Annotated in this window: 7 protein-coding genes; 2 read left to right on the top strand and 5 right to left on the bottom strand. The window is 69.2% G+C overall.

Going from position 1 to position 9,346, the window contains the following annotated elements; translation table 11 throughout:
* Nucleotides 1-311 precede the first annotated feature (311 nt).
* Nucleotides 312-3,614, bottom strand: coding sequence for a glycosyltransferase family 2 protein (locus tag AB0M65_RS38365; protein ID WP_364039666.1), 3,303 nt, complete (start codon nucleotides 3,612-3,614; stop codon nucleotides 312-314).
* Nucleotides 3,615-3,829: 215 nt separating this feature from the next.
* Nucleotides 3,830-4,159, bottom strand: a complete 330-nt coding sequence (locus tag AB0M65_RS38370; protein ID WP_364039681.1) for a WhiB family transcriptional regulator — start codon at nucleotides 4,157-4,159, stop codon at nucleotides 3,830-3,832.
* Nucleotides 4,160-4,384: 225 nt separating this feature from the next.
* Between AB0M65_RS38370 and AB0M65_RS38375 the strand changes: the two genes are divergently transcribed.
* Nucleotides 4,385-5,146 (top strand): site-2 protease family protein, encoded by a 762-nt coding sequence (locus AB0M65_RS38375; RefSeq protein ID WP_364039684.1) that lies wholly within the window; start codon nucleotides 4,385-4,387, stop codon nucleotides 5,144-5,146.
* Nucleotides 5,147-5,149: 3 nt separating this feature from the next.
* Here AB0M65_RS38375 and AB0M65_RS38380 read toward each other — a convergent pair whose 3' ends face one another.
* The 3 genes from AB0M65_RS38380 to mshB are packed head-to-tail and all read right to left on the bottom strand — an operon-like array spanning nucleotide 5,150 to nucleotide 7,198.
* Nucleotides 5,150-5,941 (bottom strand): hypothetical protein, encoded by a 792-nt coding sequence (locus tag AB0M65_RS38380; RefSeq protein ID WP_364039669.1) that lies wholly within the window; start codon nucleotides 5,939-5,941, stop codon nucleotides 5,150-5,152.
* Entirely contained in the window at nucleotides 5,934-6,359 is a 426-nt protein-coding gene (locus tag AB0M65_RS38385) for a hypothetical protein (RefSeq protein WP_364039672.1), read from the bottom strand. The genes AB0M65_RS38380 and AB0M65_RS38385 overlap by 8 nt, the downstream gene beginning before the upstream one ends.
* On the bottom strand, nucleotides 6,356-7,198 hold the full coding sequence (gene mshB, locus AB0M65_RS38390; protein WP_364039675.1) for an N-acetyl-1-D-myo-inositol-2-amino-2-deoxy-alpha-D-glucopyranoside deacetylase: 843 nt from the start codon (nucleotides 7,196-7,198) through the stop codon (nucleotides 6,356-6,358). The genes AB0M65_RS38385 and mshB overlap by 4 nt, the downstream gene beginning before the upstream one ends.
* 195 nt (nucleotides 7,199-7,393) lie before the next feature.
* On the opposite strand from mshB, the gene AB0M65_RS38395 reads away from it, so the two are divergent.
* Nucleotides 7,394-9,175 (top strand): ABC transporter ATP-binding protein, encoded by a 1,782-nt coding sequence (locus AB0M65_RS38395; protein ID WP_364039678.1) that lies wholly within the window; start codon nucleotides 7,394-7,396, stop codon nucleotides 9,173-9,175.
* Nucleotides 9,176-9,346 lie beyond the last annotated feature (171 nt).

The following is a 9,346-nucleotide window of genomic DNA, read 5'->3' on the forward strand; positions in this document are numbered from 1 at the left end:
CAGATCGACGAGTTCCTCGGTGGTCGCGTACATGCCCGGCGTGTAGGTGAGGCCGGACGACATGCCCATCGCGCCCTCGGCCAGCCCGGTCGCGACCCGGAGGTGGAGCCGGGGTCGGGCAGCGAAGCCTCAGGGGCGGAGCCGGTGGGCGGAGCCGAGGGGGCGGGAGAAGCGAAGCCCAGGGGCGGGGCCGAGCCCCGGGGGGTAGAGCCCCGAAGGCGGAGCCGGAGGAAGCGAATGTCCTGAAGGCCTCCTTTGAGACGTTGAACGTCTCAAAGGAGGCCTTCAGGACATCAAGATCAAGAGCAGGCTCAGGAAACCCGCCGCCGCGTAGTGGGCACAGCGGTCAGCAGCGTGAACAGCACCGCCGCGAGCTGCCCCAGTAGCAGCAGGTTCCGCGTGGTCCCCTGGTGCTCCACAACGACCTCCGAGGGCTGCGGCGGCACCGAAACCGCCACCTGGTGCCCCCAGGCCCGCACGATCGGCACAGCCTTGCCGTCCACACTCGCCTGCCAGCCCGCCTCGAACTCCGCGGCCAGCACGAGCAGGCGCCCGGTCGGCCCGTCCGAGACGCGCACCCGCACGTCCGGCAGCCCGGCTTGCACCGGCGCCACCCCGGGTGACGCGCCCGGCGCGCCCTTCCCGGTCACGGCCGCCTGCGCGAGTTCCGGGGAGATCAACGCCACCTGGCCACCGGCGGGCAGCAAGCGAAGCATCGCACGGCCGTCCGAGGTCGGCGCCGCCGAAGTGACGAGATCCCGCGCGAGTTCGATGTACACAGAGCCATCGACGCCGGAAGGCAGCACGACGTACAGGACACCGGAGGCCGCGGCCGCCGCGAAGGCCTGCTTGACGGCGTCCGGCGAGCCTTGCAGCAGGTCTCGGCGCCAAGAGGCCAGCCGGTCGGCGCTGCCGGGGGTCGGCGCGAGTTCGTCGTCGCCGTAACGCGGCAGACGGCCACCGGTCTGCCGCACCGGCTCGCCGGGACCACCGACGACCAGCACCGAGCGTCCGCTGGAAGCCAGATCGTCAGCGACGAGCGCGGGCCGCGCACCGGATCGCAGCGGGCCTTCCCGTCCGGCGACGACGGCGCCGGTCGCCAGCGCCAGCAGCACGACCACCCCGGCGACGGCCATGACCTTCGCCAGCCACGGCGCCGGATCGACCCGCGCCCCGCCGCGCTGCCAGGTGGCCAGCACCGTCCACAACAGTCCCGCGCCGATCACCAGCAGCGGCACCCCGGCGAACCCGGTCGCGTGCGCGCCGCCCGACATCGGCGTGACGGCGACGAACCGGACGGCCACGAGCCCGAGCGCGCCGAGCACCGCGACCGCGACACCGCCGCCGGCACCCTTCGTCGGCCGGACCACCAGTGCGACGATCGCGGCCGCGACCAGCACCACCCCGATCGGCCACGCGCCGGGACCACCCGGATCCAGCCCGGCGAGATCGGCACCGGACGCGGCCGTGGCACCGCCGCCGAGCCCGTGCAGCAGCAGTTCCGGATGCTTCAGCAGCACACTCGGCCAAGGCAGCAACAGTGCCAGCGGCAGGAAGACCACGATGCCGACCGACGCGATCCGCCGCGCGAGCCCGGTCGGCGACGGCAGCACGACGAACCCGATCACCAGTCCGACGAGCGCCAACGCATGTGCCAGCGGTGAGAAGGCGCCGATCAGCGCCAACCCGATCGCGCTCAACGCGGAGACGTGCAACCACCGCGAGTCCGCGCGCACCAGCAAGCCGACGAGACCCGCGATCACCAGCGGCAGCAGCAGGTGCACGACGACGACGTCGAGCCGCCCCTGCGCGACCGAAGCCGTCGCCGCGGGCAGCACGCCGTACGCCGCCGCGACAACAGCGCGAACCCACCGACGCACGCGAAGGTGCCGAGTGGCCACGTACGCGCTCAGGGCGGCAAGCGGGATGTCACCGAGCAGCAGGATCGCGACCAGCGCCGCGGGACCGCCGATCGGCGTGAAAAGGGCGCCGAGGGTGCCCAGCACCGGCAACGTCGCGGGCGCCGGGCTCGCCGTCCCGCCCGCGATCGCGTGCCACGGCGCGAGATAGGACGCCCAGATCTCGCCGAGTCCGCCGACAGGCAGCAGTTTTCCGCCGAAGAGGTCCAGCCCGAGCCGCGAACCGTTGACCACGAACGCGAGCGCCGTCAGTACCACCAGCACGATCACCGGCGGGGCGAACAAGGTCGCGCTGAGCACGCGTTTCCGGTCGACCTCGACGAAGACGAGTTCCGGCTCCGGCCGCCGTCCGCCGTCCCGGGGCACCGGCGACGGTTTCGGCCTGCCGGAGGAGGGTTGTCCGGCGACCGTTTCCGGCACCGCGACCGCGACGATCGCACTGGGCCGCCGCAGCCCCGTCCCCCGCGAGCCGACGCCGCGCATCGCGCCCGCGGGCAGCGCGCCCGGGCCGACAGGACGGTCTTGCCCGGCCTTCAACGCCTCCGGCGGGATCCAGGCGCCTTGCTGATCGGCGGACTCCGGAACCGTCCCGAGGGCGAAATCCCGTTCCACCCCACGCCGTACCAGTCCGATGACACCGGCGCGGACCGCGTTCCGTACCCGCGTCATCCGCCCGGTGAAGAGGCCGCGGACGTCGCCGGGCCGCGCCGACTTCCGGCGTCCGGCGCGAGCGGCGCGCAGTCCTCCGCGTCCGCGAAGGACGTACCAGGCGGCCGAGAGTTCCGCACTCGCCTCGCCGGTGCGGCGCAGCAGTACGAACGCGAGCGCGCGCAACACCGCGAAGAGCGGAATTCGAATCAAGCCGAACCAAAACGACAGCGGGGAGCAATTGACGAGGAACACCCGGAGCCCGTGCGCGCGGTTGGCCGCGGCGAGCGAAATCCCGAGCGCGTCCGGTTCCCGTTGCCCGGTGCTGAGCGCACGGGCGTGCCGGAGCCGGGCCGAGGGCACCGAGAGCACCCGGCCACCCGCGGCGTTGGCCCGCCAGCCGAAGTCGAGATCTTCGCGCAGCAAGGGAAAACCAGGATCGTAGCCGCCGAGTGAATGCCAAACTTCCCGTCGCACCAGTGATCCGGCACTCGGCACGGCGAGCACCGCGAGGTCGGTCTCGTCAGGTGAGAGCTGCTGGCGATGGCCGATGGCGTCGGTTGATAGACCGGCCTCGACGATCAGCCGCGGGTCGCTCCAGTCCACCGCGAGCGGGCCCAGCACCGTCGCCGCGGGCTCGTTTTCGGCCGCTGCCAACAGGTTTTCGAGACAGTCGGGTTCCGGCGCACAGTCGTCGTGCAGCAACCAGACCCAGCCACCGGGATCACCCCAGCGTTCGACGGCGTGCTCGACGGCCTCCCCGACCGCGGCACCGAAGCCCACCTCACTCGAAAGTGTGAGGATTCCGTCAAGAACCGGGGCGCTGTCCGGGCCGCCGACGACGCCTTCGGGTGCGGCCGCGTCGGCGAGGATCTTCGCCGTCCGATCGGTGGACCCGGTATCGACGGCGAGGACGTGCCTCGGCCGGATCCCACTGCGCCGCAGCGCGGAAAGCGCCAGTGGCAACCAGTTTTCACCGTTGTGACAGACCACAATGGCCAGAACGGGGACCGTGCGCAGCACAGGTGGTGCGGCAGTGCGAGACAACGGGCACTCCAGATGTGGCGGCGAAGTCGAGTGCCGACACCCTACGACGCGACCCGGTCACCCGTTGGTGGCCCCATGTCCGGGCCCGGGCAGGAAGCGATCTCCGGCGCACTAGGCCGCGTCTGGCGAATCTGTTCGATGGGGTTCGCGCCCAGGCGGCCCGAAGACCGCGAACGAGATTTGCCAGACACGCCCCGGGGTGCCGGAGATCGCCGTCACACAGCTCGCTTTTTCAGCTTCCTACGCTCACGTTCGGAGAGCCCGCCCCAAATACCGAACCGCTCGTCATGCGCGAGGGCGTATTCGAGGCACTCGTCCTTGACCTCGCAACCGAGGCAGATCCGCTTGGCTTCGCGGGTGGAGCCGCCCTTCTCAGGGAAGAACGCCTCCGGGTCCGTCTGCGCGCAGAGGGCCCGTTCCTGCCAGTCCTGCTCTTCCGCGGAGGCATCGTCGAAAAGCTCGGTGAGATCACCCAGTTGCTGCTCCGGGATCTCGCCCCAACCCACGACTTGCCCCCATTCCCTTCCATCTGCTTCCAACCGCACGTCCGCCTCCTCGCTGTCCACGCACTCCCCAGGCTGGCGGTGTTGAAACACCACTCGCCGCCCCCTTCCAGCGACGAATGACATCACTGTGATTACACCCGTGTAGTGCGGTCAGGTCAAGCGGAGTAGCGAGTTCGGGGGATACCTTCCCCTCATCGCGCAAGGGGACACGCCGAGAACTTCACATCGGGCATACGGAAGACTGGTGGGGTGCAGAGATCAGCAGTGCGGCCAAGCCCGATCTTCCTCGGCATCCTCGCGGTCACCATCCTGGGCGGTGTACTGGCGGCTTTCGGTGACGCGACCACGATTCCCAGTCAGAAGTACGACCCGCTGATCATCGCCGGCGTGGTTCTGCTCGTGGCGGGAGGCTGGGTCGCGTCACTGACGCTGCACGAGTTCGGTCACGCGATCGTGGCATTCCGCGGCGGTGACCACAGCGTCGCCCACAAGGGTTACCTGTCCATGGACGTCCGGAAATACACGGATCCGGCACTGTCCATCATCCTGCCGCTGGTATTCCTCATCATCGGCGGCATCCCGCTGCCGGGTGGCGCGGTGTGGATCGAACGCGGACGCCTGCGCTCGCGCGCGGTCTCGTCGTGGGTGTCGCTCGCCGGGCCGTTGAGCAACCTCGCCGTCGGCGTGGTGCTGACACTCGTCGTCGCGCTGGTGCCGATGGCGAACGGACTCGTGATCGGCCTCTCGTTCCTGGCGCTGCTTCAGATCGTCACGTTCATCCTGAACATCCTGCCGATCCCGGGGCTCGACGGCTGGGGCGCGATCGAGCCCTATCTTTCGCCCGGCGCGCGCGAGTTCGGCGCGAAGGCGCGGCCGTGGGCACCGCTCGTGCTGTTCGGCGTTCTGTTCCTCGTGGACGAAGCGAACCGGCTGCTGTGGCGCGCGTCCTTCGCGATCTTCGATTCCGTCGGCGGCTTCAAGCTCGCGGCCATGTACGGCCAGGACGCGTTCATGTTCTGGAAGTGAGCCTCACTGACCGCCGGGATGCTCGGTGAACCACCTGTGCGCCCGCTTCCAGACGCGTTTGAGACCGGATCGCTCGCCGAGGTAGTCACCCACCATGCCGACGACCGGCAGTTTCCCGAGTGCTCGGTGGAAGAGACGGCCTCGCGGGCGCTTTTCCAGTTCGTCCACCATGCCGAGCAACCCGCGGCCCAGCCGCCACAGCGTGCCCGCGGCGGCCTTCAGTGTGATCTTGCCGTGCTTCTTCTTCGAGTCGTCGAGTTCCTCGGTGAGCTTCGCCGCTTCGTCGTCTTCGGCGGCCTTGTCGTGTTCGGCGTGCTTTCCGGCCGCGATCACCGGGTCGATGTCGCGTTCGAAGAGCACCCACGCGATCAGCCGGACCCGGGCGCCGACGTCGGTCACGCCGTACTCCCCCGCGATCGCGCACAGCAACATCCCTTGTGACGCCGAGCCGAGCGCGTCCTGCACCGGCAACCGGTCCGCGAGCGCGCCGCCGATACCCGGGATCGCGGTGATCAGCGAAGTGAACCGGCCGACCCGGTTCACCCACCAGCTGGTCCGCTGGTAGTTCGTCATCTCCGCCCAGGCCGCGGTGCCGGGCACCTTGACCGAGGAGATCCCGTCGAGCAGTTTGTCCTTCAGTTTGGGTTTGACGCCTTCCAGCGCGTCCTCACGCCGTCCTCTGGCCTGCAGGCCGAACGGATCCGCGTCACGTAACGCGTCGACCATCGGGCCGCAGGCGCGGACGAAGGGCCGCAGCACCGCCACCACCTGGCGATCGGAAATCGCTTCACCCACTGCTGCCTCCCTTCGCGGCCTTCGCCGCGGTCCCGAATCCGCCGCCGAGGGCCAACGCGCCCGGCAACGCCCCGCCGCCGATCAGCAGCAGTGCCCGCCAGTCCTGTACCAGCACCAGATCACCACCCGGACCCGTCACACCCATCCCGAGTACGACGAGTACCCAAATGAGCAGAGGAATCACCGAAAAGGAGGGCCGGACCACTTTGGCGGTCGTCCGCACCAAGAGCGGTGTGGTGATCACGGCGAGTACGACGGTCACCGGAAACGGGGCGTCACCCAGTTTCGGCAGCACGATGCCGTCGAGCCGCAGTGGAAGGAAGAACAACTCGAGCAGCGCGAGCAGGAACGCGTCGAAGGAGAACAGAGCGAGCAACCAGCGCTGCCGCGCCGTGAGCGGCGGTGACGGCGCCGTCACTTCGCGAGACCTCCGAACAGGTCGGCAGCGGCACCCTCGACAGGCCCGTGGGCGAGCACGAAGTACTCAGACCGCGTGATCGGCTGCGCGACGTCGTTACTCAGCGCGAAGTGATCCGCGAGACGCGGTGGCGCGGGCACGCTGACCTGCGTCTCGTGTGCCCGTAGCGCGGCGGCCTTCGCCGGGAGGTACGCCCCGACGTCGAGGGCGGTCGTGATGGTCTCGTCCGATGTCACCGGCAGTTCGCCGTCTTCAGGCACCCGGAACGTCGAGCGCCCGCGCAGCGCGGCGAGCCCGGCCGCGACGGCGTCGCGAGAAGAAACGGTGTGGAACACCCGCTCGACCGACTCGGCCTTCGGTGCGGCGGCCATCGTGACCTCGTGGGCGCGGATGTGGTCGGGGTGTCCGTAACCCCCGAAAGCGTCATAGGTGACGACGACCTGAGGCCGGACGTCGTCGAGGATCTCCGCGAGCTGGGCGGCCTGCTCTTCGACGTCGCCGCCGGAGAACGCGCGTGGATGGGCCGAGGACGGCGTCCCGGCCATCCCCGAATCCCGCCAGCGGCCGATGCCGCCGAGATACCGGTGCCGGGAGACCCCGAGCGCAGCGCACGCCGACACCAGTTCGCCCGCGCGGTAGCCGCCGAGCTGATCGGCGGCCCACGAACCGAGCCCGTCGAGGGACGGCGGGATGATCTCGCCTTCCTCACCGAGAGTGCACGTGACGACAGTCACTTCAGCGCCTTCGGCCGCGTAGCGCGCGATGGTGCCGCCGGTGGTGATGCTCTCGTCGTCCGGATGCGCGTGCACGAGGAGCAATTTCGTCTTGGCGGAGATCACGGCTTGAAGACTAATTCCAACACGGCGGGCATTCCTTTATAGGGTGTCGGGAACGGAGGCCCCGAGCACCGACCTTAGTCGGGCGGCTCTCGGTTATCCTCGCGCGAGTCCGAGGCACTTTTACCGCCGAGGGCGCGCAGACACAGTCGCGGCCGATGCGCCGTGACCATATGTACCCCCACGAAGGGCATCTTGGTGAGCACTGAAGCAGCATCGTCGGACCTCGGCGGCGTGTCGGGTTCGGTTCTGTCCATCTCCGACCTGAGCGTCTCGTTCCCGACCGACGACGGCGTCGTCGACGCCGTCAAGGGCATCGGATTCGACGTCAAGCCTGGTGAGATCGTCGCGGTGGTCGGCGAGTCCGGTTCCGGCAAGTCGGTGACCTCGATGTCGGTGCTCGGGCTGCTCCCGAAAACCAGCCGGATCGCCGGCGAACTCCGCCTCGGCGAGCGCAACCTCGCCGAGCTCAAGGAGAAGGAACTCCAGAAGATCCGCGGCAACGAGGTCGCGATGATCTTCCAGGAGCCGATGACCGCGCTGAACCCGGTCTACACCGTCGGGTGGCAGCTGCGTGAGGCGCTCCGCTCGCACCAGGACATCTCGAAGGAAGCCGCCGACAAGCGCGCCATCGAGCTGCTGGAGATGGTCGGCATCCCGAACCCTCCGCAGCGCTTCAGGCAGTACCCGCACCAGCTCTCGGGCGGGCTGCGTCAGCGTGTCGTCATCGCGATGGCGATCTCGTGCGACCCGAAGGTGATCATCGCCGACGAGCCGACCACCGCACTCGACGTCACCGTGCAGGCGGAGATCCTCGGCCTGCTGCGCAAGCTGCGTGACACCCTCAACACCGCCATCGTGCTGATCACGCACGACATGGGTGTCGTGGCCGACCTCGCCGACCGCGTGGTCGTCATGTACCAGGGCAACATCGTCGAGCAGGCGCCGGTGCACGACCTGTTCGCGTCGCCGCAGGTCGAGTACACCCGCAAGCTGCTCGCCGCCGTGCCCGTGCTCGGCCAGCGTCCCGAAGGCCGCCGTCTTCTCGACGACGAGGGCATCTCCCCGGACAGCGAAGAGGCATCGAGGATCGCCGAGGACATCCGCCTCGCCGACGCCGAACTCGAAGCCGTGATCGAGGAGAGCGCACCCGCGCTCGAGATCAAGAACCTCGTGCTCGAGTACCCCGGCGGTCGCGGCCAGGCCAAGAACCGCGCCGTCGACGACGTCTCGCTGAGCATCGCCAAGGGCGAGATCGTCGGACTGGTCGGCGAGTCCGGTTCCGGCAAGTCCACCGTCGGCCGCTGCGCGATCCGCCTGCTGACCCCGACCTCGGGCACCGTGTCCATCGCGGGCAGGGACATCACGAACATGTCCAACAAGGATCTGCGCCCGCTGCGCCGGTACTTCTCCATCGTCTTCCAGGACCCGGCTTCCACGCTGGACCCGAAGATGACGATCGGCGAATCCATCGCCGAACCGATGGTGCTGCACAAGTTCCTGTCGGGTAAGGCGCTGAACGAACGCGTCACGTCCCTTTTGGACAAGGTCGAACTCGGCGGCCACTACCGCAACCGGTACCCACACGAGCTGTCCGGCGGCCAGCGCCAGCGCGTCGCCATCGCGCGGGCCCTCTCGCTGGACCCGGCGCTGCTGATCGCGGACGAGCCGACCTCGGCACTGGACGTCTCGGTGCAGGCACGCGTGCTGGACCTGTTCCTCGACCTACAGCGTTCGCTGCAGTTCGCCTGCCTGTTCATCAGCCACGACCTCGCCGTCGTCGACCTGCTCGCCGACCGTGTCGCGGTGATGCAGTACGGCAAACTGGTCGAGGTCGGCACGCGTGACCAGGTGCTGCACTCGCCGACCGAGGAGTACACCCGCCGTCTGCTGTCGGCCGCCCCGGTGGCGGACCCGGTGCTGCAGGCCGAACGCCGCGCGGCCTGGAACGCGGGCAGGCTCGCTCCGGTGGCCGACTGACCTTCTGGGCTGTGGCTGTACGTGCTGCAGTACGTGCTGCAGCCATTCAAGTACGTGAAGGCCCCCTTCCTTGCGCCAGGCGCAAGGTCACATCGGCCGTGTCGACCGACGTCCCCGAACAGCCCTTGACGGGGTAATAGACCAGCCTCGCCACTCTCGCCATAGCCGCAG

Source organism: Amycolatopsis sp. NPDC051071 (assembly GCF_040682875.1).
Classification (GTDB): domain Bacteria; phylum Actinomycetota; class Actinomycetes; order Mycobacteriales; family Pseudonocardiaceae; genus Amycolatopsis.